This is a genomic window from Bradyrhizobium sp. USDA 3256, from assembly GCF_054058275.1.
On sequence record NZ_JBSSAE010000002.1, the window covers coordinates 1,603,556 to 1,627,772 of the forward strand.

A 24,217-nucleotide genomic window follows, 5' to 3' on the forward strand; every position below is an offset into this window, starting at 1 on the left:
CTTTAGGGCCTGACCGCCGGCGTCTCGACCGGCATGCCGCGCGCTCGCGTCATCAGATAGAGCTCGAGCTCGACCAGTTCGGGCGAGCCGTAATCATAAGCCTGCGCGCGGATGCCGGTGATGCAGGCGCGCAGCCGCCGCTGCAACGATCCGAGCGCCTGCCATTCCAGCCGGTACAGCGGATAGCCGGTCGGCTGGCCTTGCGTGATCGCGCTGCCCGCGAGCTTCTTGTCCCAGTTATCATCGTGGCAATTGGTGCAGCCGAGATTGAGCTGGCCCTGCCGTTGCATGAACAGCGCGTGGCCCTGTTCGATGAACGGCGCGAGCTCCGGATCGCCGCCGGCCGTAATCGGCATGCCGCGCGATTGCCGTGCGACATAGGCGGTCAGCGCCAGCAGCTCACGGCTTTCATAGGCGAAGGGCGAGGCCTGCTGGTGGTTGGTCCGGCAGAGGTTGATCCGTCCCTCGAGGTCGACCGGCTTGCCCAGCGCCTTGTCGAAGGCCGGATAGTGCGCCGCGACGCCCTTCATGCTGACGCGGGCGTCGTTGTGGCAGTCGGCGCAGGCCTTGTTGGCGGCGCCGGCCTTGCGCATCCACAGCGTCTCGCCGTCGAGCACGGACAGCATGCCGGGATTGGCGGTGTCCTCGTCCTGCATTGCCTTGCTGTCCGCGCTCATGAAGCTGTAGCCGGAGCGGCGTTCGGATCGCGGGATCTCGGTCGCGAGCGCGGCGCCCGCCATCGCCGTCAGCAGCGCGATGCAGACGGCAATCTTCATTCGACCGTGATCGAAGCCTGCGTGGTCTCCGAAAATCCCTTGTCGCCGATCCATTCGAATTCGAACTTGCCGCTCTCGGTTACCGTCGTGAAGAAGGTGATGAACGGATTGGCCGCGATCGCGGGATAAAGATCGGCGCGGAACACTTCCTTGCCGTTGAAGCGGCAAATGAAGCTCGTGATGATGTCGCGCGGCACAACGCTGCCTGAGGCCGTGTGGCGGTAGCCGGTTTCCATGATGTGCGACATCAGCGTCTTGATCTCGATGACGCTGCCGCGCTTGGCCTTGGCCGGAACATTGATCAGGGCCGACGGCATCAGATCGCCTCCTCGGTGCAGGCGGCGAGCGTCACCACGACGTCGGCGGTTGCCGACCAGAACGTGTCGTCGGACAGCCGCGCGATGGCGGTGACCTTCTGGCTGTCGGCGAGGCGGATGCGGGTCGACACCTGCGCGCGTCCGGCGCGCGGCCCGAGATAAAAATTGCCGATGTTCGGCTGCGGATTCTTCTCGTTGAAGACGTGGATGCTCTTCACATATTCGTCCGCCGTCATCGGGCTGGTGACGCTGACCGTCATCGGCACCGTGTTGCCGTTCTCGACCAGCGGCGGAATGTCGAGCTTGACCTTGCCGGTGTGCACATCGGCCTCGCCGACGACATTGCGGACCGCGGCCGACAGCATCGCCGGCGTTGCGTCCACGGGGCGCACGATCACCAGCGCGGCGGCGCCGCCAGTCAGGCTCAGAAACGTCCGGCGTGTGGTGTAGTCGGAAATCGCCATCGCTTGGTCCTAGTTCCGCAGTATCGTCAAGTAAGCTACGAGATCCTCGATCTGCTCCGCCGACAAGATCGGCCTGCCGCGCCACGAGGTGCCGACGCGCACGAGCCCGTCGACGCGATAGTAGGACGGCATGATCGTCGCCGCATTGAGATGCGACGCATCGACCAGGCGGAGCCGCAACTGTCCTTCCGACCAGCGGCTGCCGCTGCCGGCGAGGTTCGGCGCGAGGTCGCCCTGGAACGCCTGCTCGGGAAATGGGCCGCTGTGACAGAGGATGCAAGTGGAGGAACGCTCGACGATCAGCGCGCGGCCGCGCGCGACATCGCCCTTGGTTCCCGTCAGCGAAACCGGAATCGCATCGCCCACGACGGTGTAGGACCGCAGCTCCTCGGCGCCCGCGGGCCAGCACGCCGCGAACAGTCCTGCGGCGAGAAGCATTGTGAGGGCGAGCCTAGCCAAAGGCCTCTCCCGTGATCCTATTGAACCAGTCGAGCGCTTGGTGAGCTTCTTGCTGGCGCACCTCGCGCGGCGCGTCGACCGGGCTCGTGGTCACCTCCGCCTCGGCGTACTGATCTTCCTTCGGCTGATAGATGCCCTTCAGCGAGAAGGCGTAGCCCGGCGCGACCGTGTTGTAACAGGCACCATCGAGCCGCGGCGTCTCCGGCGCCTTGCCGGCCAGCGCGCTCACGATCGCCGCCGCGCAGGCGCGGCCTTGCGCCGCCGCCGCGGAGGCGGATTTCGGGATGCCGCCGGCGATCGCGGCATCACCGATGACGTGGATGTTGGGCACGAGCTTTGAAGCAAAGGTGACGGGATCGATCGGGCACCAGCCGGTGTAGTCGGCGGCTCCGGCGATGTCAGCGATGCGGCCGGCCCTTTGCGGCGGGATCACATTGGCGACCGCGGCGGTGTAGTTGCCGAAGTCGGTGACGATCTCGTTGGTTGCCGGATCGACCGATGTCACCCGTCCGCCCTGCGACAGCGCGATCCGTTCGATCATGCCGGGATAGAGCTCCGCCCAGGCTTTCTCGAACAGCTTCTGCTGCGAGTAATTGTCCTTGGCGTCGAGCACCAGGATCTTCGACTTCGGCTTGTTCGCCTTCAGATAATGCGCGATCAGGCTGGCGCGCTCGTAAGGCGCGGGCGGACAGCGCAGCGGCGCAGCGGGGACTGCGATCACGACGAGGCCGCCATCGTCCATGGCTTCAAGCTGCCTGCGCAGCAGCAGGGTTTGCTCGCCGGCCTTCCAGGCGTGCGGCATCTTCTCGGCCGCTGCCTCGTCATAGCCGGAGAGGGCGTCGAAGCGCATGTCGATGCCGGGGGCCAGCACCAGCCGGTCATAGGACAGCGTCGTGCCGTCAGCGAGCGCGATGCTGCGCGCCTGGGCGTCGACCTTCGTCGCCGCCTGTGCGGCAATCGTGATGCCGTCCGCCGCAACCTTGTCATAGCTGAATTGCTGTGCGGCAAGCTCGCGCAGACCTGCGATCACCTCGTTGCTGAACGGGCAGGCGGTGAAAGTCCTGTTCGGCTCGATCAGCGTGACCTGAAGCTTTGTGTCGAGCCGCCGCAGCGCCCGCACGCAGGCCGCGCCGCCGAAGCCGCCGCCGATCACCGCGATGCGCGGCGCTGCCTGCGCCAACGCCGGACGCGCCAAGGCAGCCGCTGCGACGGCAGCGGCGCCACGGATCACATCCCTGCGCGTCTGATGACGCGTGACGGCCATGCGCGAGAATCCGAAAAAAGGAGGCGGCGGCCGGTCGGGGCCGCCGCTTTTGGTTTGATCAGGCGAAGCTGATGTTCTGGTTGCGCAGCGGGAAGCTGCGGATGCGCTTTCCCGTCGCGGCGAAATAGGCGTTGAGCACCGCCGGCGCCGCGACGCCGATGGTCGGCTCGCCGACGCCGCCCCAGAACCCGCCGCTCGGCACCATCACCGATTCCACCTTCGGCATTTCGTTAATGCGCATCGAGTTGTAGGTGTCGAAATTGGTCTGCTCGATGCGGCCGTCCTTCACAGTGCAGCCGCCGTAGAACAGCGCGCTGAGGCCGTAGACGAAGGAGCCCGCGATCTGCCGCTCGACCTGCGCCGGGTTGACGACATAGCCGGGGTCGGTGGAGGCGACGATGCGATGCACCTTGATCTTGCTGCCGTCGGTCACCGAGATCTCGGCGGCGCCGGCAACATAGCTGCCATAGCCCATCACCTGCGCGATACCGCGATAGACGCCCTGCGGCGCCGGCGTGCCCCAGCCGATCTTCTCGGCCACGGCGTTGAGCACGGCGAGATGCTTGGGGTGCTTGCCCATCAGCTTGCGGCGGAATTCGAGCGGGTCCTGGCCGACCGCCAGCGCCAGCTCGTCCATGAAGCATTCCATGTAGATCGCGTTGTGATTGACGTTGACGCCGCGCCAGAAGCCCGGCGGAACGTGCGGGTTGCGCATCGAATGCTCGACCAGCAGGTTCGGCACCGAATAGCCGATCGCGGCCTCGCCGGCTTGAGCGACGCCCTGGAACGCGGCGGGGTCCATGCCGTTCTGCAGCGCTTCCGGGCGCACCGAGAACAGGATGGATTGGCCCGACAGCCGGTAGTGCAGCGCGACCAGGTTGTTGTCGGCATCGAACGCGCCGGTCAGCTTGCACTGCGTGATCGGGTGATACTTGCCGTGCTGCATGTCCTCTTCGCGCGACCACAGCAGCTTGATCGGCGTGCCCGGCATCTGCTTGGCGATCGCCACCGCCTGCCGCACATAGTCGGTCATGCCGCGCCGGCCGAAGCCGCCGCCGAGCATCAGCTTGTGCACGTCGACCTTCTCCGCCGGCAGGCCGGAGGCCTCGAGCGCCGCCGCGAATGCCGCCTCGCCATTCTGCGTGCCGCACCACACCTCGCATTTGTCGGGCGTGTAGAGCACGGTGGCGTTCATCGGCTCCATGGTGGCGTGGTTCTGGTAGGGATAGCTGTAGACCGCCTCGACCTTCTTGGCCGCGCTGGCGATCGCCGCCTTGGCGTCGCCGTTCTGGTTGCCGACATAGGCCGGCTGCGCATTGTCGAGACCTTCGGCGAGCCATGTCGCGATCGTCTCGCTGGAGACCTTGGCGTTGGGGCCTTCGTCCCAGACGATCGGCAGCGCATCCAGCGCGGTCTTGGCGTGCCACCAGGTGTCGGCGACGACGGCAACCGCGGTGTCGCCGACCTGCACCACTTTCTTGACGCCCTTCATGCCGGCGATCTTGGCTTCGTCAAAGCTCTTCACCTTGCCGCCGAACACCGGGCAATCCTTGATCGCGGCGTTCAGCATGCCCGGCAGCTTGACGTCGATGCCGTAGACCATCTTGCCGGTGGTCTTGTCGACGGTGTCGAGCCGCTTCAGGCCCTTGCCGGCGATGGTCCAGTCCTTCGGGTCCTTCAGCTTGACGTCGGCCGGCGGCTCGAGCTTGGCCGCGGCTTCCGCGACCTTGCCGTAGGTCGTCGTCTTGCCCGAGGGTGTGTGGGTGATGATGCTGTTGGCGGCCTTGCATTCCGAGGCCGGCACCTTCCACTCGTTGGCTGCCGCCTGGATCAGCATCACGCGCGCGGTGGCGCCGCCCTTGCGGACATAGTCCTGCGAGGTGCGGATGCCGCGGCTGCCGCCGGTCGAGAAATCGCCCCAGGCGCGCTTGCGGGCGACGCTCTGGCCCGGCGTCGGATATTCGGTCGTGACCTTCGACCAGTCGCATTCCAGTTCTTCGGCGACGAGCTGGGCGAGGCCGGTGAGCGTGCCCTGGCCCATTTCGGAGCGGGCGATGCGGATCACCACGGTGTCATCGGGCCGGATCACGACCCAGGCGTTGACTTCAGGCGCGCCGTCGGCCGCGCGCACCACGGCGGGGCCGCCGAATGGCAGATCGAGGCCGAGCGCGAGGCCGGCGCCGGCGGTTGCGGTGCCGATCACGAAGGCGCGGCGATTGAGCTTTGGCATGACGTGCTGGTTCATCGCTGCGTCCTTATGCGTTCGCGGCAGCATGGATCGCCTCGCGCACCTGCTGGAAGGTGCCGCAGCGGCAGATATTGGTGATGGCGTCGTTGATGTCGTCGTCGGTCGGCTTCGGATTGTCCTTCAAGAGCGCCGCGACGGCCATGATCATGCCGCTCTGGCAATAGCCGCATTGCGGCACGTCGCTGGCGATCCAGGCGAGCTGCACCTTGTGCATCACGCCGCCCGCCGCGAGACCCTCGATCGTGGTGATCTCCTTGCCCGCCGCTTCGCTCACCGTCACGCCGCAGGAGCGCATCGCGACGCCGTCGATATGCACGGTGCAGGCGCCGCATTGGGCGATGCCGCAACCGTATTTGGTCCCCGTCAGTCCGACGTTCTCTCTGATAGCCCACAACAGTGGCGTATCGTCCTCGACGTCTACAGTGATTGTCTTGCCGTTAATTTTGAGGTTTGCCATCGCGATCCCCTGAATGGTCCGATCCTCCGACCGAACTGCAGTGCGATGTTGGCCTTGAAACTGGAACGGTTCAAATCAAGAAAATGCGCTCGCAGCGCGAAAGAAAGTTGATGCTGTGGTGTTTGGCCGCGGACTGTGCGCGCTGCATACCTGTCATGACTTTTGCGGCGAAGCGACCGCCAAACGCAGGAAGCTCATGACGCTGCCGACCGCGGCAAATCCGGCACCCAGCGCCAGCGCCACAGTGGCGCCCTCGCGGTCGGCCAATGCGAAGCAGAGCGCGGCGAGGGCGGCGCCGGTGGTCTGCCCCGTCAGCCGCGCGGTCGCGACGATGCCGCTGGCGCTGCCGCTGCGATGCGACGGCGCGCTCGACATGATCGCCTTCATGTTCGGGGTCTGGAAGAAGCCGAAGCCGATGCCGCAGATCATCGTGCGCCAGACGATGTTGGCGACGCTGGGCTCGGCCGGCAGGGTCGCGAGCAGCACCATACCAAGTCCCAGCAGCAGCATGCCGATGCCGCCGAGGATGCCGGCCGGATAGCGGTCCGACAGCCGGCCGCCGATCGGCGCCATGAAGGCGACCACCAGCGGCCAGGGCGTCATGAAGAAGCCGGTCTCGACCTGCGAGCGGTGCAATATGTCCTCGAAGTAGAACGGCAGCGATACGAAGGCGAGGCCCTGCACAGCGAATGAGCAGACGGCGGTCGCGGCGGACAGCGCGAAGATCGGCCGCCGGAACAGGTCGATCGGCAGCATCGGCGCCGGATGATCGGCATGCCGCCGGGTCAGAATCCAGCCGATCACCAGTGCGCCGACAAGGTCGGCGATGACAAGCGCCGGCGCGGCCTTGTGCGCGGCGCTGCCGATGCCGATGATGAAGAGGCCGAGGCAGGCGCAGGCCAGCGCCGCGCCGGTGAAATCGAAGGCGTGGGTGGCGCGCGGCGTCGTCGGCAGCGTCTTCATGCCGATCAGCAACGCGACGACGCCAAAGGGAATGTTGACGGCGAACAGCCAGGGCCATGGGCCGAGCGCGAGGATTCCGGAGGCGATGGTCGGCCCCAGCGTGAAGGCGGTCGCGACCACGAGCGCATTGTGGCCGAAGCCGCGGCCGTGCATCCGGCTCGGATAGACGAAGCGCACCAGCGCGGTGTTGACGCTCATCAGGCCGCTGGCGCCGAGCCCTTGCAAGGTGCGCGCGACCAGCAGGCTCGGCAGCGACCATGCCAGCGCGCAGCCGAGTGACGCCAATGTGAACAGCAGCAGGCCGCCGAGATAGATCCGCTGATGGCCGACGATTTCACCGAGCGCGCCGAGCGGCAGCAGCGTCGCGACCAGCGCGATCTGATAGACGTTGACGACCCAGACCACTTCCGCAGGGCTGACATGCAGATCGCTCGCAATCGCCGGCAGCGCGATATTGGCGATCGCGGTATCGAGCGAGGCCATCGCCAGCGCCGTGAAGATCGCGGCCACCGCCCAGCGGCGGCGTTCCCAAGGCAATCCATCCGGCAGTCCATCGGTGATCGGCGTCGCTGCCGCGGTGGTCGGGGTCTTCTCGAGCATGCCTGAAAATGTCTCCGGGACCGCCATGTACTACGCCGGCATCCCGTTCCCCAGCCGCGGCATTGCATGATGCGTATGCGAAGCGGCCTTGCCGGAAGCGTCAAGAGTCCGGCCGCGGACCGAACAGATATCCCTCGATGGCGCGCAGCACCCGCCGGCTGGCCGCAGCCTGCGAGAGGTCGTTTTGAAGCGCATGGTCGACCATGGCGCGGCTGATCACGATCAGATCCTCGACGGCGTCATCGTCGACTGGCCTTGCGATCTCACGACGATGCCGCGCCAGCAGGTCGGCGACCAGTTCCTTCAATTCGCCGGCCGCTGACGTGCCCGATGACGCCGGGCGCAGGCGATCCTCCTCGGCCTCCAGAATGCGATTGAGCCCGGCCCGCTCGGCATGCGCCTCGAGCTGCGCCCGAACGATCAGGTTGAGCGACGCCGTCAGGCTCTTGCCCTCGGATGCCGCGACCGCATCCCGTACTTTCGCCAGCAGCGCGTCCTCGAACCTCGTGATCAAAGCCAGCGTCAGCGCGTCCTTGTTCGGGAAGTACTGGTACACCGAGCCGATGCTGATCCCGCCGCGCTCGGCGACCGCGTTGGTGTTGTAGCCCTCGAGCCCGCGCGCTTCCAAAACGCGAGCCGCCGCTTCCAGAATCACCGCCACGGTTTCCCGCGAACGCTGCTGAAGCGGCTGTTTGCGGGCCTTTGTGCGCCGCTTCGGCGGCATGGCGGCATCTCCCAAAACGCGAGTTGTGGAATATGAGCAATTACTCACATTATGGCCGTGAAAGGAGAACCGATCAATGGTGACACTGCAAACGACCTCGTCTCCCGTGCTTCCCGAGCACGAGGACGATCCGCACAGGTTTCATATCTTCGTCATGGTCAAGACCACGCGGCACTGGCTCGATCTGAAGACCGAACAGCGCCTCGCCTTCCTGCACGAGGAGGTCATTCCTTTGCTCCGGCGCCGTCCGGAGCTGAAGGTGCGCTGGTTCGAGCCGGAGGCCTTCTCGACCAGGGCGACCGACGTCATGATCTGCGAGACCGATGACCTCTTGGCGTGGGCGTGGTTCTGCGACCACCTGCGCGAGACGAGGTTCTGGGACCACTATTTCGAAGTGCTCGACATCATGCCGGCACTCGAAGGCAATTACCTTGCCTAGGATGCCGACGCCGGCCCGGATCGTTCCGGGCCGGCGTTCCGGCAGCCTGTGGCGACGCAACTTCGTTCCCATCCACATCTGTCATCGCCCGGCTCGAGCGGGCGATCCCAGTACGCCGCGGCCCATCGGTTCAAGCACTGGCGTCTCTGGAATCCAGGATCACCCGCTTTCGCTTTCGCGGTGATGACACCGAGTGGCTGTTTTGGCATCTCGAATTGCGCCCACCCGCATCGTCGTCCCGGCGCAGGCCGGACCCATAATCACCGATGCTGTTTGTCGGGCAATGCTGGAACGACGAGTCCCGTTCAAGACATCCGCCGCGGAGTATGGGTCCCGGCCTTCGCCGGGGCGACGGCGGTGGATGCAGCGTGCGAGCGCGATCAGTCCGAATTCGTGTTCCCGTGGTGTGTCACACAATCGCACGCAAGCGACTTTCGGATAGCTTGCGTCACAGTCCCGATCGACTACCCTTGGTATACAAGCAGGCCCGGCGTCAGATCGGGCCGCAAGAGGGAATGCGCATTGCACGGACAGGCCGACCGGCGCAGCGAAGCCATGCGAAGCGCCAGCGAGGGAACTCGCCGCCGCGCGTTCACCGGCCTCTGGGTCGCGGCATTGCTGGCGATCCTGACCTTCCTGGTCATCTATCCCGTCTTCATGCTGCTGCTCGGCGCGCTCACCGACACCAATCCGGTGGTCGACGGCATCCGTCTCAGCCTGAGCCATTTGTCGATCGCCAATTTCCTCGCCGTGCTGGCCAATCCGAACGTCGCCGAAGCGCTGCTCAACACGCTGATCGCCTGCGGCGGCGGCACGGTGATCGCGGTCGCGATCGGGCTCCTGTTCTCCTGGATCGTGGTGCGCACCAACACGCCGTTCAAGGGCTTCATCGCCGCGGCCAGCATCCTGCCGCTGTTCGCACCGCCGCTGGTCGCGGGCGTGGCCTGGGCCATTCTCGGCTCGCCGAAGACCGGCTTGATCAACACGATGTTCAAGTGGATGGGCTCCGACCTGCGCGTCGATCTCTATTCGATGTGGGGCCTGGTGTTCGTGTTCGGCATCTATTACGCGCCCTATGTTTACATGTTCACCTCGTCGGCGCTGCGCAACATGGACCCGAGCCTGGAGGAGGCCGCGGAAATCTCCGGCGCGAGCCCGGTCGCGACCCTGTTCACGGTGACGTTCCCGCTGATCATGCCGGCGATTGTCTCGGGCATGCTGCTGTCGTTCATTGTGATGCTCGGCATCTACGGCATCCCGGCCGTGCTCGGCGCGCCGACCAACCTGAACGTGCTCACCACCTACATCTTCAAGCTCACCAACTGGTCGCCGCCGCTCTACAACACCGCAGCGGCGGTCGCGATCATCCTGATGGTGGTCACGGGGCTCTTGGTCTATCTGCAGCAGAAATTGCTGAGCGGACGCAGCTATACCACCGTCGCGGGCAAGGCGTTCCGGCCGCGCAGCCTCGATCTCGGCCCGTGGCGCTGGCTCACTTTCGCGATCGGGATCGTCTACCTCCTCATTGTCGTGGTGCTGCCGTCGCTGGCGCTGATCGTCGCGGCGTTCCGCAAGTTCATGTTCATCCGCGACGTCGCGAGCCTGTTCGACATGCGGCAATATTCGCTGACGCATTTCGAGAGCATCTTCGACAATCCGTTGACGATGCGGTCGATCTACAATGCGATCGAGGTCGGCGTCATCACGGCTGTTGTCGGCGGCGCGCTCGCCTTTGCGATCGGCTACACCATCCATCGCACCCGCGTCAGCGGCCGCGGCGCCATCGACCTGATCTCGACCCTGCCGGTCGCGATCCCCGGGCTGGTGATCGGCGTCGCCTATCTCTGGGCCTGGATCGGCGTGCCGGGCGGGCTCTACGGCACGATCTGGATTCTCGCGCTGGCCTTCATTGCGCGCTTCATGCCGGACACCGTGAAGGCGCTGTCGACCTCGTTCCTGCAAATCCACCGCGAGCTCGAGGAGGCGGCCTGGGTCTGCGGCAAGGGCATGCTCGGCACCATCAGGACGATCGTTTTGCCGCTGGCGCGGCCGGGCGTGCTGGCGTCGATGACGCTGCTGTTCGTGCTGGCGATCCGCGAGCTCGGCTCGTCGCTGTTCCTCTACACCAGCAACACCATGGTGATGTCGGTGCTGCTGCTCGACTATTACGAAGGCGGCAATATCGGCAAGACCGCGGCCTTCAGCCTGGTGCAGACGGTGCTGCTCGGTGTCCTGATCGGCGGCGCCAACTGGCTGTCGCGCGGATCAGCGCAGGGCAACGTGGCGCGGACCGGATAACAACGAATAAGGGGAGGATTGCGATGGATAGACGAACCTTCACTACGCTGGCCTTGGCAAGCGTGGCGACGCTTGCATTGGCGCCTGCGGCACAGGCGCAGGAGTTCGGCTCGGCGGAGTTGATCGCGGCGGCCAAGTCAGAAGGCAAGCTCGTTTACTACACCGCGAACTTCGCCGAGATCGAGCAGCAGGTCATCAAGGCCTTCAACAAGCGCTTCCCCGAGATCAAGGTCGAGATGGTTCGCGCGCCCGGCGGCCAGCTGATCACCCGCGTCAAGACGGAGGCCGCGGCCGGCAAGCTGATCGCCGACGTCGTCGACCATTCCGACCGCGCGCTGATGCAGCCGCTGGAAGACCTGTTCCAGGATTACGCGCCGCCGAACGCGGCCGATTACGATCCGCACGCGCTGATCTCGCCGAAATACTGGCCGCGCGCGACGATCGCCTGGTCGATCGCCTACAACACCGAGCTGGTGAAGGACCCGCCGAAATCCTGGATGGACCTGACCAAGCCGCGATATGACAAGCTGATCGGGCAGGTGTTCGCGCAGTCCGGCGGCACCACCTGGACGCGGATCATGTTCGAGCGCCAGGTGCTCGGCGAAGACTACTGGGCCAAGCAGGCCGCGACCCATCCGGTGCTGTATCCCTCCGGCGCGCCGACGGCCGATGCGCTGGTGCGCGGCGAGATCGCGATCGCGCCGCTGCTCTACAACGTGATCTACCAGAAGAAGAAGGACGGCGCGCCGATCGAGATCTTCTTTCCGCCTGAAGGCGCTCCGGTCAATCCCTACGCGACCGGCATTCCGAAGACGGCGGCTCATCCCAATGCAGCAAAGCTGTTCCTGAACTGGTGCCTGTCGAAGGAAGGGCAGACCTTCATGATCAAGGAGCTCGGCAATCTCACGTCGTTAAAGACGCCGCCGGCATATCCGGAGGGGTTCGATCCAAAGGTGGTCAAGCTCTGGTATCCGAAGTTCGACGAGTATGTGAAGCTGCATGCGGCGTGGGTCGCGGACTGGGACAAGACGTTTGGCTACCGGCAATAGGCTGATGGTGCAGCAATGACGGCGACGCTCGAAGTCACCGATCTCAGGAAGCAGTTCTCGATCGGCCGGCCGGCCATCGACGGCGTCAGCTTTGGCGTGCCGGCCGGTGAGATCGTGGTGCTGCTGGGGCCGTCCGGCTGCGGCAAGACCACGACGCTGCGCTGTGTCGCCGGGCTCGAGCATCCGACCGGCGGCGAGATCAGCATTTCCGGGCGGGTGGTCTCCTCGCCCGCAAGCGGCATCCTCGTGCCTCCGCGTTCGCGCGATCTCGGCATGGTGTTCCAGTCCTATGCGGTGTGGCCGCATATGACGGTGCGGCAGAACGTGATCTATCCGCTGAAGCACCGCAAGATCGGGCGCACCGATGCCGCCCGCATGGTCGAGGAGGCGCTGGCGCTGGTCGGACTGTCCGACTATGCCGACCGGCCGGTGGTGGCGTTGTCGGGCGGCCAGATGCAGCGCGTCGCGTTGGCGCGCAGCATGGTGTACCGGCCGCAACTGTTGCTGCTCGACGAGCCGCTGTCGAACCTCGATGCCAAACTGCGCCTGCGGCTGCGCGACGACCTTCGCGTCATCCTCAAGCAGACCGGGATGACCGCGCTCTACGTCACCCATGACCAGGCCGAGGCGGTCGTGCTCGGCGACCGGATCGGCGTGATGCGCGACGGCAAGCTGTTGCAGATGGACACGCCCGACGTGATCTACAATCGTCCGGCCGACCTGTTCGTCGCCAATTTCACCGGCGCCACCAACGAGCTCGCGGGCACGCTCGTCACATGCAATGGCCGCTATGGGGTGGTCGATTTCGGTGACGGCCGGCAGGGGGAGGTCGCGCTGTGCCAGACGCTCAAGCCCGACGAGAAAGTGCGGATCGCGCTGCGGCCCGAGAACATCGCGATCGGCCGCCCCGACGGCGCCAACACCTTCTCGGCAAAGGTGCTCGACCGCAGATATCAGGGCACCCAGACCGCCTACGGCATCGAGCTGTTCGGCAAACGGCTGGAAGCGATCGAGCTCGGCACCGCCGCACGCCATCAGGTCGGCGTCGAGGCGCAGGTCGCGCTGCCGCGCGAATGTCTGTGGGCCTATCGCGACAGCGGGCCGGCATCGCATGATTAGCGAGACCGCGGCCGTCGTCGGTTCGCAATGATGTGAGGCGACCCGTGCCGCCGGTTCGCCGCCTAACCTTCCTCCACCAGCGCGCGGATGCTGCGGGCGAGTCCGAGGATGCGCGGGCCGCATTCGCGCTCGATCTGCTCGGCGCTGAAGCGGAAGGAGGGAACGCCGCAATTGACCGACAGGCATTCTCCGGTCGGCGTGCGATAGAGCGGGGCGGCGACGCCGAAGATCTCGCGCCGCCATTCGCCGAGCGAGACGGCAAAGCCGCGCTCGCGGCACAATTCGATGTCGGGCAAGGTGCGCTTCTGCACGTAGTCGAACTCGTCGGGGCGCTCGGCCTTGACGCGCGCGACATAGGCGCCGAGCTCGTCCTCGGTGAACAGCGACAGCAGTGCGCGCCCGACCGCGGTCGGCGCCAGCGCGCTGACAAAGCCGACGTCGGGCACGTGCGGCGCCGTATCCGTCGTGCGCAGCGTCTCGACATAGATGAAGTCGATCCCGAACGGCATCGCGATCGACACCGTGCCGCCGGCATAGGTCGCGAAGTCGCGCATCAGCGGACGTGCCAGCTGACGCACCTTCAGCGCGGACAACACAGGATAGGCGGCGGCGAGCGCGCCCAGCCCGAGCACGAAGCGGCCCTTGGTGTCGCGTCTGAGATAGCCGAGTTGCTCGAGCGTGTAGGTCAGCCGCGACACCGTCGGCCGCGACAGGCCGGTATGCAACGCGAGTTCGGCGTTCGACAACGAGCCAGGATGACGGCGAAACGCCGCCAGCACGTCGAGGCCATGCGCCAGGGTGGTCGCAAAGGACGGGTCCGCCTGAGCCTCGGCATGGGAAGATGCTGTCATACGGAATATTGGTCTCAGACTGCCATATTTGTCAATATATCGGAATGAATTTGCAAATCGTGTCGATATCGGTTTATCTGCCGGGAATAAGGACAAGGAACCGCTGGAGCGAGGCGCCTTCCGATGACGATGACCGAGCAAGCCCGAGACGTGAAGCCCGCCGCGATCGAGAAGGAGCGGCTGCGCCTGAAGTATCAGGAGGAGCGCAACAAGCGGCTGCGTCCCGACGGCAACGACCAGTATCTCCAGATCAAGGGCCAGCTCGCGCATTATCTCGATGATCCCTACACGCCGGTCACAGAGCGCGCGCCGAAGACCGATCACGTCACCTTCGCCTTCATCGGCGGCGGCTTTGCCGGGCTCGCCACCGCGGCGCGGCTGACCGAGGCCGGGATCAAGGACGTCCGCATTGTCGAGAAGGGCGGCGATTTCGGCGGCACCTGGTACTGGAACCGGTATCCCGGCGCGCAATGCGACACGGCGTCGATGGTCTACATGCCGCTGCTCGAAGAGACCGGCCACATGCCGTCCGAGAAATACGCGCATGCGCCCGAGATCCTCGCGCACTGCCAGCGGATCGGCCGGCAATTCAATCTCTACGACAACGCGCTATTCCATACCGAAGTGACGAGCCTCGATTGGGACGCCGCGCAATCGCGCTGGATCATCCGCACCACGCGGGGCGACGCGTTCACCGCGCAATATGTCGGCATCGGTACCGGCCCGCTGCACGTGCCGAAACTGCCCGGCATTCCCGGCATCGAGCGCTTCAAGGGCCACTCGTTCCACACCAGCCGCTGGGATTACGACTACACCGGCGGCGATCCCAAAGGCGCACCGATGGAGAAGCTGGCCGACAAGCGCGTCGGCATCATCGGCACCGGCGCGACCTCGGTGCAATGCATTCCGCACCTCGCGCGCGCCTGCAAGGAGCTCTACGTATACCAGCGCACGCCATCGTCGGTCGATGTGCGCGGCAACGGGCCGATCGATCCCGACTGGTTTGCCGAGATCGCGACGCCGGGCTGGCAACAGCGCTGGCTGGAGAATTTCACCGCCAACCAGGCCGGCGGATCGGCCGAGGAAGATCTGGTGCAGGACGGCTGGACCGACCTGTCGAAGCGGATTCGCGCCAAGATCATGCTGCTGCCGCGCGAGCAGCGCAGCGTGGAAAACATGCGGGCCGCGTTTGAGGATTCCGACTTCGAGAAGATGGAGGAAATCCGCAACCGGGTCGACACCATCGTCCGCGACGTCGACACCGCGAGGAATCTCAAGGCCTGGTACGGCCAGCTCTGCAAGCGCCCTTGCTTCCACGACGCCTATCTGCAGGCGTTCAATACGGCGGGCACCCATCTGGTCGATACCGACGGCAAGGGCGTCGAGGAGATCACCGAGAACGGGATCGTCGTCGCCGGCAAGGAATACGCGCTCGACTGCATCATCTATGCGTCCGGCTTCGAGGTCGGTACCGAGTACAAGCGTCGCGCCGGCTTCGATCTGACCGGCCGCGGCGGCGTCAAGCTGTCGGAGCATTGGGCCGAGGGCATGCGCACCAAGCACGGCATCCACGTGCACGGTTTCCCCAACGTATTCTTCGTGCAGCCGACGCAGGGTGCCAATCTGATCTCCAACGTGCCGCACAATCTGACCGAAGCGGCGCGGACCATCGCGCTGATGGTCGGCCACGCGCAGGACAACGGCTTCAAGGAAATCGAGGTCAGCAGGGAAGCCGAGGATCGCTGGGTCGAGCTGCTGCTGACCGGCGTCGGCCGGATGATCGGCGGGCCGGATTGCACGCCCGGCTACTACAACAATGAGGGCCGTGAGCCCGGTCCCGCGGCCAAGCTCAATGTCGGCCATCCCTCGGGCGCGCTGGCCTACTTCAAATATATCGACGGCTGGCGCCGCAGCGGCCAGTTCGAGGGCGTGCAATTCCGCTGAGGGAAGCGCGATCGGAACCGATTTCCGCCAATCGAGGGAGTGCTTGAGTATGGCCCAGACAACCGCAAGCGAAACGTCGCACGAAGGTCCGAAGGCGGCATCCGCGCCGGTCATCGCGCAGCACGCGGCGACGCTGAAGGCGCTGCCGTTCGCCGACACCAGGGATTTCGACGACGCCGCGCGCGGCTTTCTCGGCACCATCGAGAACGCACGCGTCACCTCGGCCCAGGGCAGGGTGGTCTGGAGTCTCGAGCCTTACGGATTCCTGTCCGAGGAAAAAGCGCCTGCGACCGTTGATCCGAGCCTGTGGCGGCAGTCGCGGCTCAACATGCATCACGGCCTGTTTGAGGTGGTGCCGGGCGTCTACCAGGTGCGCGGCCTCGACATCGCCAACATGACCCTGATCGAGGGCGGCAAGGGCGTCATCGTGGTCGACACGCTGACCTCGATCGAGGGCGCGCGCGCCGCGATGGAGCTGTACTTCCAGCATCGCGGCAAGCGGCCAGTCGCCGCCGTCATCTTCACGCACACCCACACCGACCATTGGGGCGGCGCGCGCGGCGTGCTCGACGACGCCACGCTGGCTGCGGGCGTGCCGATCATCGCGCCGAACTTCTTCATGGAGCACGCGGTCTCCGAGAACATCATCGCGGGGCCGGCGATGCTGCGCCGCGCGCAATACCAGTTCGGGCCGTTCCTCGCCAAGGGCGCGCGCGGCCATGTCGACTGCGGCCTCGGCAAGACCATGGCGGCGGGCGGTGTGGCGCTGCTGCGGCCAACCGATCTGATCATCGCGACCGGCGACAAGCGCGTGATCGACGGCGTCGAGTTCGAATTCCAGATGGCGCCGAACAGCGAGGCGCCGGCGGAGATGCATTTCTTCATCCCGCGCTACAGGCTGCTGAACCTCGCTGAGAACTGCACGCACAATTTCCACAATCTGCTGCCGTTCCGCGGCGCCGACGTGCGCGACGCGCTGGCCTGGTCGAAATATCTCGGCGAGGCGCTGCAGATGTGGGGCGGCAAGGCGGAAGCGATGTGCGGCCAGCATCACTGGCCGGTGTGGGGGCAGGCGCGGATCGACACCATGATCCGCGAGCAGCGCGACCTCTACAAATACGCGCATGACCAGACCATCCGTCTGATGAACCACGGGCTCAACGCAGCCGAGATCGCCGAGACGATCCGCCTGCCGCAGAGCCTGGAGGGCGCCTGGCACGGCCGCGGCTATTACGGCCACATCAGGCACAATGTGAAGGCGATCTACCAGAAATATCTCGGCTGGTACGACGCCAATCCGGCCAATCTCGATTCCTTGCCCCCGGTCGAGGCCGGCAGGAAGTATGTCGAGTATATGGGCGGCGCCGACGCGATCCTGAAACGCGCCGCGGCGGATTTTGCCAAGGGCGAGTTCCGCTTCGTGGCGCAGGCCGTCAGCCATCTCGTGTTCGCCGAGCCTGATAATCAGGCCGCGCGTTCGCTCCTCGCCGACACCTTCGAGCAGCTCGGCTATGCCGCGGAAAGCTCGACCTGGCGCAACGCCTATCTGTTCGGCGCGCAGGAATTGCGGCAGGGCATGCCGAAGACGCCGCCGCGCTCGCCGATGCCGCGCGAGACGCTGGCCGCGCTGCGCACCGAGCAGCTTTGGGACGTGCTCGGCATCCGCCTCAACGGCCCCAAGGCCGAGGGCAAGCGCATCGTGCTGAACTGGAGCTTCACCGATACCGGCGAGACCTTCGTGCTCAGCCTCGAGAATTCAGCCCTGACCTACGTTAGGGGTGCGCAGGCGGCCGATGCGCAGGCAAGCTTCACGCTGGCGCGCAGCGTGCTGGACGAGGTCATCGCCAAGCTGACCACGTTCCCGGACGCCGTCGGCGCCGGCAAGATCATGGTAGCCGGTGAGCCGCTGCGGCTCGGCGAGTTGATGGCGCTGATGGACGAATTCCCGCGGATGTTCGAGATCGTCGAGCCGAAGCGGACGGCGGTGACGTAACGGACAAATACTCAGAACGACACCCGTCACCCTGAGGAGCGAGCTCTTGCGCGCGTCTCGAAGGGTCGACCAGCCCGGCTGGTGGCCGCGCGTCCGTCGAGGCGCGCTCGCACCTCGGGATGAAGGGATGGCCAGGTGTGTTTGCGTCATTGCGAGGAAGCGGAACGACGAAGCGGATGGCTTCGCTTCGCTCGCAATGACGGGACGGGTCGCCCTCGGGCGCGGTCTCAAATCCCGAGATACGCCGCCTGTACCTGCTTGTTGTTGGCGAGCTCGGCGCTCGTGCCCTGCATGATCACCTTGCCGCTTTCCAGCACATAGGCGCGCTGCACCAGCGACAGCGCGCGGCTGACATTCTGCTCGACCAAGAGGATCGCGGTGCCCATCTTGTGGATCTCGCCGATCTTCTCGAAGGTGACGTCGGTCATCACGGGAGCTAAGCCGAGCGAGGGCTCGTCCAGCATCAGCAGGCGGGGCTTCAGCATCAGCCCGCGGCCGACCGCGACCATCTGCTGCTCGCCGCCGCTCATGGTGCCGGCGAGCTGTTTCCTGCGGTCGGCGAGCCGCGGGAAGACGCTGTAGACGAGCTCCATCGTGCGCGCGCGATCCGCCTTGGCCTTCGGCGTGTAGGCGCCGATCTCGAGATTCTCCTGTACCGTCATTTCCGGGAACACCTGGCGGCCTTCCGGGACATGCGCGATGCCGAGCTCGGGAATCCGGTAGGGCGGCAGCGTGGCGAGGTCGACGCCGTCGAACGTGACCTTGCCGCCGAACAGTTTGACGAGACCGGAGACGGCGCGCAGCGTCGTGCTCTTGCCGGCGCCGTTGGCGCCGAGCAGGCCGACGGCTTCGCCTTCGCCGATGGAGATGCTGACATCGGTGATGGCAGGGACCGAGCCGTAGCTGGCGCTGACGCGGGAGAGCTCAAGCATGGGCGTCTCCCTGCGCCGGCGGATGCACATAGGAGCCGAGATAGGCGCGGATCACTTCCGGATTCTCCACGATCTCCTTCGGCGCGCCCTCGGCGATCTTCTGGCCGTGGTCGAGCACCACGATGTGGCGGGCCACCGCCATGATCGCGCGCATCACATGCTCGACGATCACGATTGTGAGGCCGCTGGCGGAGAGCTTCTTCACCAGCGCCACCGCCTGGTCGATCTCGGCCGGGTTGAGTCCGGCCATCACCTCGTCGAGCAGCAGGATCTTGGGCTGCGTTGCCAGCGCGCGGGCCATTTCAAGCCGGCGCTGGTCGATGGTGGTGAGGTCCTTGGCCGGGGTCTGCGCCTTGGCGGAGAGGCCGACGAACTCGATCGCCTCGAGCGCCTTGTTGCGCGCGGCCGCGATATGTCGGTCGCGCAGGAACGCGCCGGTCATCACATTGGCGAGCACGGTCATCGCGCCGAACGGCTTTGCCACCTGGAAGGTGCGGGCAAGGCCCAGCGCGCAGACATCATGCGGCTTGAGCCCCACGACCTCGTGACCGAAGGCGAGCACCGAGCCGGAATCCGGCCGGTGAAATCCCGTGATCAAATGAAAGCTCGTGGTCTTGCCGGCGCCGTTCGGCCCGATCAGCGCGACCGTCTCGTTCTCCTGCACCGTGAAGCTGACGTCCTGCACGGCGCGCAGGCCGCCGAAGCGCTTGCTGAGACCCTTGATGATGAGTGCTTCTGCCATCGCGACGACCTCAGGCGCGCGCCGGCTTGCGCCGGGCGGTGCGGTGATAGATGTCGGTCGCGAACCCGATCAGTCCGGTCGGCCGCCACAGGATGACAGCCATCAGGATCAGGCTGTAGACCGTGAGCTGGATGCCGCCGACCGAGCTGCCGAGCCAGCTCTGCAGCAGCGCAGAGGTGGTCTCCAGCAGCACGGTGCCGATCACCGGACCCCACAGCGTGCCGATGCCGCCGACGATCGACACCAGCGCCGCCTCGATCGAGACGTTGAAGCTGAACGCGGTCGCAGGATCGATGAAGTAGATGTATTGCGTGTAGAAGGTGCCGGCGAGCGCGGTCAGGAACGCGCTGATCATGTAGATGTCGCGCTTGACCTTCGGCGCGTTGACGCCGATCGCCTCGGCCGCGTCCTCATCCTCGCCGATCGCGACGAGATAGTAGCCGATCCAGGATTTCTCGATTCTGTGGGTGATCCACAGCCCGACCACGAGCAGGCCGAGCACGACGTAATAGTAAGACGACTTCTCCTCGAACTGCATCATCAGCGGCGCGCTGCCGAGGTTCGGGATCGTGGTGCCTTCGGCGCCCCAGGCGAAGTCGCGGAACTTGAGGAAGATCAGCATCAGCACCTGGGCGGTCGCGATGGTGGCGATGGTGAAATAGGGGCCGCGCAGGCGGAAGCAGAGCCAGCCGATCGGCAAGCTTGCGAGCATCGCGACCACGCCGCCCGCGATCATCCCGATCCAGGGCGAGATGCCGTAGTTCACCTGCATGATGGTCGAGGTGTAGGCGCCGAGCCCGAAATAGGCGGCGTGGCCGAGCGAGAGCTGCTTGGCGTAACCGCCCATCAGGTTCCAGGCGACGCCGATGAAGGAGAACAGCAGGATGCGGATGAAGATGTCGATCGCGAATGATGAGGTGACGAGCTGGGGCAAGGCGAGCATGACGACGGCCCCGATCGCGAGCCACAGCCATTTCATGTTGCTGGACGTCTGCATCAGCGGCCCCTCCTGGCGCCGAGCCCGCTCGGCCTGAACGCGAGCGTCAGCAGCAGCAGCGCGAACACCACGATCAGGCCGGAATCGGCGCCGACGAACTGGATGCCGAGCGATTCCGCGACGCCCATCATCAGGCTTGCGATCAGCGCGCCCATCACGTTGCCGAGCGTGCCCATCACGACGGCGACGAACGCCATCAGCACGAACACCTGGCCGACGAATGGATAGGCTGAATAGAACGGCATCAGCAGCGAGCCGGCGGCGCCCGCGAGCGCCAGCGCGGTGCCGAACGCCACCGCGAACACGCGGTTCGGATTGATCCCCATCAGCATCGCGACGTCGCGGTTCTGCGATGCGGCGCGCATGGCGCGGCCGAGATCGGTGGTGTGCAGGAACACCCACAGCAGCCCGCTCAGCGCCATTGCGACCGCGAAGGCGATCAGTTTCGCTACCGGTATGTACAGCCCGCCGATGTGCCACGCCGCATCCGAATAAGACGTGTGGACGGTGCGGTAGTTGGCGCTGAACAACATCAGCGAGAGATTGAGCAGCAATAGCGACAGCGCGAAGGTCAGGAAGATCTGCGGCATGTCGTTCGGCCCCAGCACCCTGCGGATCAGGAAATGCTGGATCAGGACGCCGGCGAGGAACAGCACCGGCATCGAGACCACGAGCGAAACCAGCGGATCGATGCCGAACTGGGTGGCGAGGAAGAACGAGATATACATCCCGATCATCACGAACTCGCCCTGGGCGAAGTTGACGATCTTGACCACGCCGAAGATCAGCGTGACGCCGATGCTGACAAGCGCGTAGATGCCGCCGATGAGCAGGCCGTTGATCACGGCCTGGGCCAGTGTCTCCCACATGCGATGCGACCGCGGTTCAGGTCTTCATCAGCGGGGCGCGGGCGTCTTCCTTCGGGAAGACGCTGACGAGATCGGTGTTCTGCCACTGCACGCCGACCGGGCGGCCGTAGACGTTCTTGCCGTCCGGCCCGAACTTCACCTTGCCGCCCGGCGCCATCGCAGCAAAGCCCGAGGAGACATCGAGTGTCGAGAGCGCCTCGCGCACCTTCTTGGGGTCGGCGGAGGCGGCGCGCTCCAGCGCGTCGGCCAGCATGAAGGTCTGCGCGACCAGGCCGCCGGCATATTCGAACGCGAACTCGCCGGTTCGCTTCTTGAATTCGACATTCACTTTCTGCGCGTCGTCGCTGACGTCGTGGTTCCAGTGCGCAACGCCCTGCAGGCCCTCGGCGGCATTGCCGACATTCTTGTAGAAGTCCGGCATCACGAAGCCGCCGGAGCCCCCGTTGATCGCGATGTTGAGCCCGACCTGCTTCACGGTGCGCACGATCAGGATGAGGTCATTGAGATAGGACAGTGAGAACAGCGTGTTGGCGCCGGAGGCCTTGACCTTGTTGATCAGCGGGCTCGCGTCGGTGAAGCCGGCCGAGTAGGGCTCGAACATCACGATCTCGACGCCTTCGCCCGGCGCCAGCTCCTTCAGCCCGTTCGAGGTCGAGGTGCCGAACGCGGTGTTCTCGAAAATGACGGCGACCTTGGCCTGCTCGCGGACCAGCTTGGCCATCTGCAGCTGCGCCTTGGCAAACTGCGAGGCGCGCGCGAACGGCGTGAAGGTGTAGGTGCGCCCCTTGTTGAGCTGGTCGGAGCTCGATCCGGTGATGATCGGGACCTTCGCCCGTTCGCAGACTTCGCTCGCGATCAAGGTCAGCGCGCTGGCATAGCAGCCGTGGATCGCCGACAGCTTGTTGCCCGTGATCAGGCGGTCGGTCTCGGTGCGCGTCACCGTGGTGTCGCTCTGCACGTCCGAGACGATGAGGTTGAGCTTGGCGCCGCCGAGCGACTTGATGCCGCCGGCCTCGTTGACCATGTCGACCGCGAGCTTGGCCGCAGCCACGCAGCCGACGCCGATCTGCGCCATGCTGCCGGTGGTCGGATAGAGTGCGCCGATGTTGATCGGGTCGGCCGCCCAGCCGCGCAGCGGAACGGCGCCGAACGCGCCTGCCGCGAGCACGCCGCCGGTCTTGGCGAGGAATTTGCGGCGGTTCAGCTTCTTTGGTGAGGCTTTGGACGATGCGGCATTATTAATGGCCGACGGCTTGCGGTCCCCTGTCATGGCGTTCCCCCCTGCGCGATCACGGCACGGTTGCTCCGTCCGCTCGCTTATTATTTTTGCTCAAGCGCGGCGCATAAGAGCACGTAATTCGGCGTTCGCAAAGGCGATATCAGCCGAACTTATGGGGAATCCTTGTCATCGCTGGTGCGTCGCAGCAATCGCGCGACGCGCGCAAGCGGATTGTTTTGCTGCGTGAGAGTTGCCGCCGCACACGACGGTATTATTGACAATCGAACGACCCGACGGACCGGCACGGATGGTGCCGGCCGGCCCGCCGGATCATTCGATCGGCCGCTGCAACTGCTACTCCGCGCTGGCCACCAGCTTGAAGCGCGGCTCGGCTTCCATCAGGCTGCGGAAGGCGGCGAGATAGTCGAGCGCCATGCGCCGCGCGGTGAAGCGGGTCTCGAACTGCTTGCGGATCGCGTCGCGGTTGAGCGTTCCAAGGCGGCCGACGGAGGAGATCGCACTGATCTCGTCCTCGACGATGAAGCCGGTCAGGCCATCCTCGATGATCTCCGGCACCGAGCCGCGGTTATAGGCGATGACGGGCGTGCCGCAGGCCATCGCTTCGATCATCACGAGGCCGAACGGCTCCGGCCAGTCGATCGGAACCAGGAGCCCGATCGCGCCGCTGAGAAAATCCGGCTTCTCGCGGTCGCTGATCTCGCCGATGAACTCGACCAACGGGTTGCTGGTGATCAGCGGCTTGATCAACTCATCGTAATATTCCTGGTCGGCGCGATCGACCTTGGCCGCGATCTTCAGCGGAATGCCGCAGCGGGTTGCGATCTTGATCGCGCGATCGACGCCTTTCTCCGGCGCGATGCGCCCGAGCACCGCGAGGTAGGACGGCTTCGCCGGTTGCGGCGTCAGCAGATTCTCCGGCAGGCCGTGATGAATTGTGCGCACCCAATGCGCCTGCGGCACCGGCCGCCGCTGCGCGTTGGAGATCGAGATCACCGGAATCTTCGAGAAGGTGTTGAAGACCGGCTGATGCTCCGGCAGGTCGAGCCGTCCGTGCAATGTGGTGACGAACGGCGTCGGCTGCCGTGCGAACAGCGACCACGGATAATAGTCGAGATGGCAGTGCAGGAAGTCGAACTCCTCATCGTCGGCCTTCTGCCGCACGCGTTCCAGCATCACCATGTGGAGCGCATTGGGATCGCGGACCGAGCCGTCGAGCCGCAGTGCCTTCGGCCAGGTCGCATCGAGCTTCGCGGAGGTTTGAGAATCGCCACTGGCGAACAACGTCACGTCATGTCCAAGTGTTACAAGTTCTTCGGTCAGCCAGTGCACGACCCGTTCGGTGCCGCCGTAGAGCTTGGGGGGAACAGCCTCCGTCAGCGGGGCAACCTGCGCGATGCGCATCTCTCCGTCTCCTGTTTGTAATGTGGAATGAACTACCCTCAGCCCTCAGATGGCACCGACATGCCAAAGAC

The 24,217-nt window shown here is 65.4% G+C and carries 22 protein-coding genes; 6 read left to right on the plus strand and 16 right to left on the minus strand.

Going from position 1 to position 24,217, the window contains the following annotated elements:
- Positions 1 to 2: 2 nt before the first annotated feature.
- The 9 genes from soxA to ACVWY5_RS09290 all read right to left on the minus strand — a co-directional run bounded on the left by soxA (position 3) and on the right by ACVWY5_RS09290 (position 8,272).
- Positions 3 to 776, minus strand: coding sequence for a sulfur oxidation c-type cytochrome SoxA (gene soxA, locus ACVWY5_RS09250; RefSeq protein ID WP_028334360.1), 774 nt, complete (start codon positions 774 to 776; stop codon positions 3 to 5).
- Positions 773 to 1,093, minus strand: a complete 321-nt coding sequence (gene soxZ, locus ACVWY5_RS09255; RefSeq protein WP_028334359.1) for a thiosulfate oxidation carrier complex protein SoxZ — start codon at positions 1,091 to 1,093, stop codon at positions 773 to 775. The genes soxA and soxZ overlap by 4 nt, the downstream gene beginning before the upstream one ends.
- On the minus strand, positions 1,093 to 1,557 hold the full coding sequence (locus ACVWY5_RS09260; RefSeq protein ID WP_028334358.1) for a SoxY-related AACIE arm protein: 465 nt from the start codon (positions 1,555 to 1,557) through the stop codon (positions 1,093 to 1,095). Before ACVWY5_RS09260 ends, soxZ begins: the two co-directional genes overlap by 1 nt.
- A 9-nt stretch (positions 1,558 to 1,566) precedes the next feature.
- Entirely contained in the window at positions 1,567 to 1,995 is a 429-nt protein-coding gene (gene soxX / locus ACVWY5_RS09265; RefSeq protein WP_028334357.1) for a sulfur oxidation c-type cytochrome SoxX, read from the minus strand.
- A 13-nt stretch (positions 1,996 to 2,008) separates the two neighbouring features.
- Positions 2,009 to 3,280, minus strand: a complete 1,272-nt coding sequence (locus ACVWY5_RS09270) for an NAD(P)/FAD-dependent oxidoreductase (protein WP_028334356.1) — start codon at positions 3,278 to 3,280, stop codon at positions 2,009 to 2,011.
- Between the two features lie 58 nt (positions 3,281 to 3,338).
- The gene (locus tag ACVWY5_RS09275) at positions 3,339 to 5,525 is read right to left on the minus strand and encodes a molybdopterin cofactor-binding domain-containing protein (RefSeq protein ID WP_028334355.1); all 2,187 of its coding nucleotides are present in this window, start codon (positions 5,523 to 5,525) and stop codon (positions 3,339 to 3,341) included.
- Positions 5,526 to 5,535: 10 nt separating this feature from the next.
- Complete coding sequence (locus tag ACVWY5_RS09280; RefSeq protein ID WP_016846497.1) at positions 5,536 to 5,985, minus strand: (2Fe-2S)-binding protein; 450 nt, start codon at positions 5,983 to 5,985, stop codon at positions 5,536 to 5,538.
- A gap of 153 nt (positions 5,986 to 6,138) precedes the next feature.
- Positions 6,139 to 7,548 (minus strand): MFS transporter, encoded by a 1,410-nt coding sequence (locus ACVWY5_RS09285; RefSeq protein ID WP_051376170.1) that lies wholly within the window; start codon positions 7,546 to 7,548, stop codon positions 6,139 to 6,141.
- A 100-nt stretch (positions 7,549 to 7,648) separates the two neighbouring features.
- The gene (locus ACVWY5_RS09290; RefSeq protein ID WP_038377512.1) at positions 7,649 to 8,272 is read right to left on the minus strand and encodes a TetR/AcrR family transcriptional regulator; all 624 of its coding nucleotides are present in this window, start codon (positions 8,270 to 8,272) and stop codon (positions 7,649 to 7,651) included.
- A 76-nt stretch (positions 8,273 to 8,348) separates the two neighbouring features.
- Between ACVWY5_RS09290 and ACVWY5_RS09295 the strand changes: the two genes are divergently transcribed.
- From ACVWY5_RS09295 to ACVWY5_RS09310, 4 genes are all read left to right on the plus strand, one after another.
- Entirely contained in the window at positions 8,349 to 8,711 is a 363-nt protein-coding gene (locus tag ACVWY5_RS09295) for a darcynin family protein (RefSeq protein WP_028334353.1), read from the plus strand.
- Between the two features lie 522 nt (positions 8,712 to 9,233).
- Positions 9,234 to 11,009 carry an iron ABC transporter permease gene (locus ACVWY5_RS09300; protein ID WP_321177547.1) on the plus strand — a complete coding sequence of 592 codons (1,776 nt, stop codon included), beginning with the start codon at positions 9,234 to 9,236 and terminating at the stop codon, positions 11,007 to 11,009.
- Positions 11,010 to 11,032: 23 nt separating this feature from the next.
- Entirely contained in the window at positions 11,033 to 12,058 is a 1,026-nt protein-coding gene (locus tag ACVWY5_RS09305) for an extracellular solute-binding protein (protein ID WP_321176826.1), read from the plus strand.
- A 15-nt stretch (positions 12,059 to 12,073) separates the two neighbouring features.
- Positions 12,074 to 13,177 (plus strand): ABC transporter ATP-binding protein, encoded by a 1,104-nt coding sequence (locus ACVWY5_RS09310; RefSeq protein WP_028334350.1) that lies wholly within the window; start codon positions 12,074 to 12,076, stop codon positions 13,175 to 13,177.
- Between the two features lie 62 nt (positions 13,178 to 13,239).
- Here ACVWY5_RS09310 and ACVWY5_RS09315 read toward each other — a convergent pair whose 3' ends face one another.
- Positions 13,240 to 14,028, minus strand: coding sequence for an IclR family transcriptional regulator (locus ACVWY5_RS09315; protein ID WP_038377511.1), 789 nt, complete (start codon positions 14,026 to 14,028; stop codon positions 13,240 to 13,242).
- A gap of 123 nt (positions 14,029 to 14,151) precedes the next feature.
- Between ACVWY5_RS09315 and ACVWY5_RS09320 the strand changes: the two genes are divergently transcribed.
- Positions 14,152 to 15,972 carry a flavin-containing monooxygenase gene (locus ACVWY5_RS09320; protein ID WP_028334348.1) on the plus strand — a complete coding sequence of 607 codons (1,821 nt, stop codon included), beginning with the start codon at positions 14,152 to 14,154 and terminating at the stop codon, positions 15,970 to 15,972.
- A gap of 49 nt (positions 15,973 to 16,021) precedes the next feature.
- Positions 16,022 to 17,965 carry an alkyl sulfatase dimerization domain-containing protein gene (locus ACVWY5_RS09325; RefSeq protein WP_028334347.1) on the plus strand — a complete coding sequence of 648 codons (1,944 nt, stop codon included), beginning with the start codon at positions 16,022 to 16,024 and terminating at the stop codon, positions 17,963 to 17,965.
- Positions 17,966 to 18,192: 227 nt separating this feature from the next.
- Here the strand turns inward: ACVWY5_RS09325 and ACVWY5_RS09330 are convergent, their stop codons facing one another.
- The 6 genes from ACVWY5_RS09330 to ACVWY5_RS09355 all read right to left on the minus strand — a co-directional run bounded on the left by ACVWY5_RS09330 (position 18,193) and on the right by ACVWY5_RS09355 (position 24,146).
- Positions 18,193 to 18,897, minus strand: a complete 705-nt coding sequence (locus tag ACVWY5_RS09330; RefSeq protein WP_028334346.1) for an ABC transporter ATP-binding protein — start codon at positions 18,895 to 18,897, stop codon at positions 18,193 to 18,195.
- Entirely contained in the window at positions 18,890 to 19,639 is a 750-nt protein-coding gene (locus ACVWY5_RS09335; RefSeq protein WP_028334345.1) for an ABC transporter ATP-binding protein, read from the minus strand. Before ACVWY5_RS09335 ends, ACVWY5_RS09330 begins: the two co-directional genes overlap by 8 nt.
- Positions 19,640 to 19,649: 10 nt before the next feature.
- Positions 19,650 to 20,636: a branched-chain amino acid ABC transporter permease gene (locus ACVWY5_RS09340; protein WP_028334344.1), complete on the minus strand. Its 987-nt coding sequence runs from the start codon at positions 20,634 to 20,636 to the stop codon at positions 19,650 to 19,652.
- Positions 20,636 to 21,505, minus strand: coding sequence for a branched-chain amino acid ABC transporter permease (locus tag ACVWY5_RS09345; RefSeq protein WP_028334343.1), 870 nt, complete (start codon positions 21,503 to 21,505; stop codon positions 20,636 to 20,638). Before ACVWY5_RS09345 ends, ACVWY5_RS09340 begins: the two co-directional genes overlap by 1 nt.
- Positions 21,506 to 21,521: 16 nt before the next feature.
- Positions 21,522 to 22,775, minus strand: a complete 1,254-nt coding sequence (locus ACVWY5_RS09350; RefSeq protein ID WP_028334342.1) for an ABC transporter substrate-binding protein — start codon at positions 22,773 to 22,775, stop codon at positions 21,522 to 21,524.
- A gap of 303 nt (positions 22,776 to 23,078) precedes the next feature.
- Complete coding sequence (locus ACVWY5_RS09355) at positions 23,079 to 24,146, minus strand: glycosyltransferase family 4 protein (protein WP_028334341.1); 1,068 nt, start codon at positions 24,144 to 24,146, stop codon at positions 23,079 to 23,081.
- Between the last annotated feature and the right edge of the window lie 71 nt (positions 24,147 to 24,217).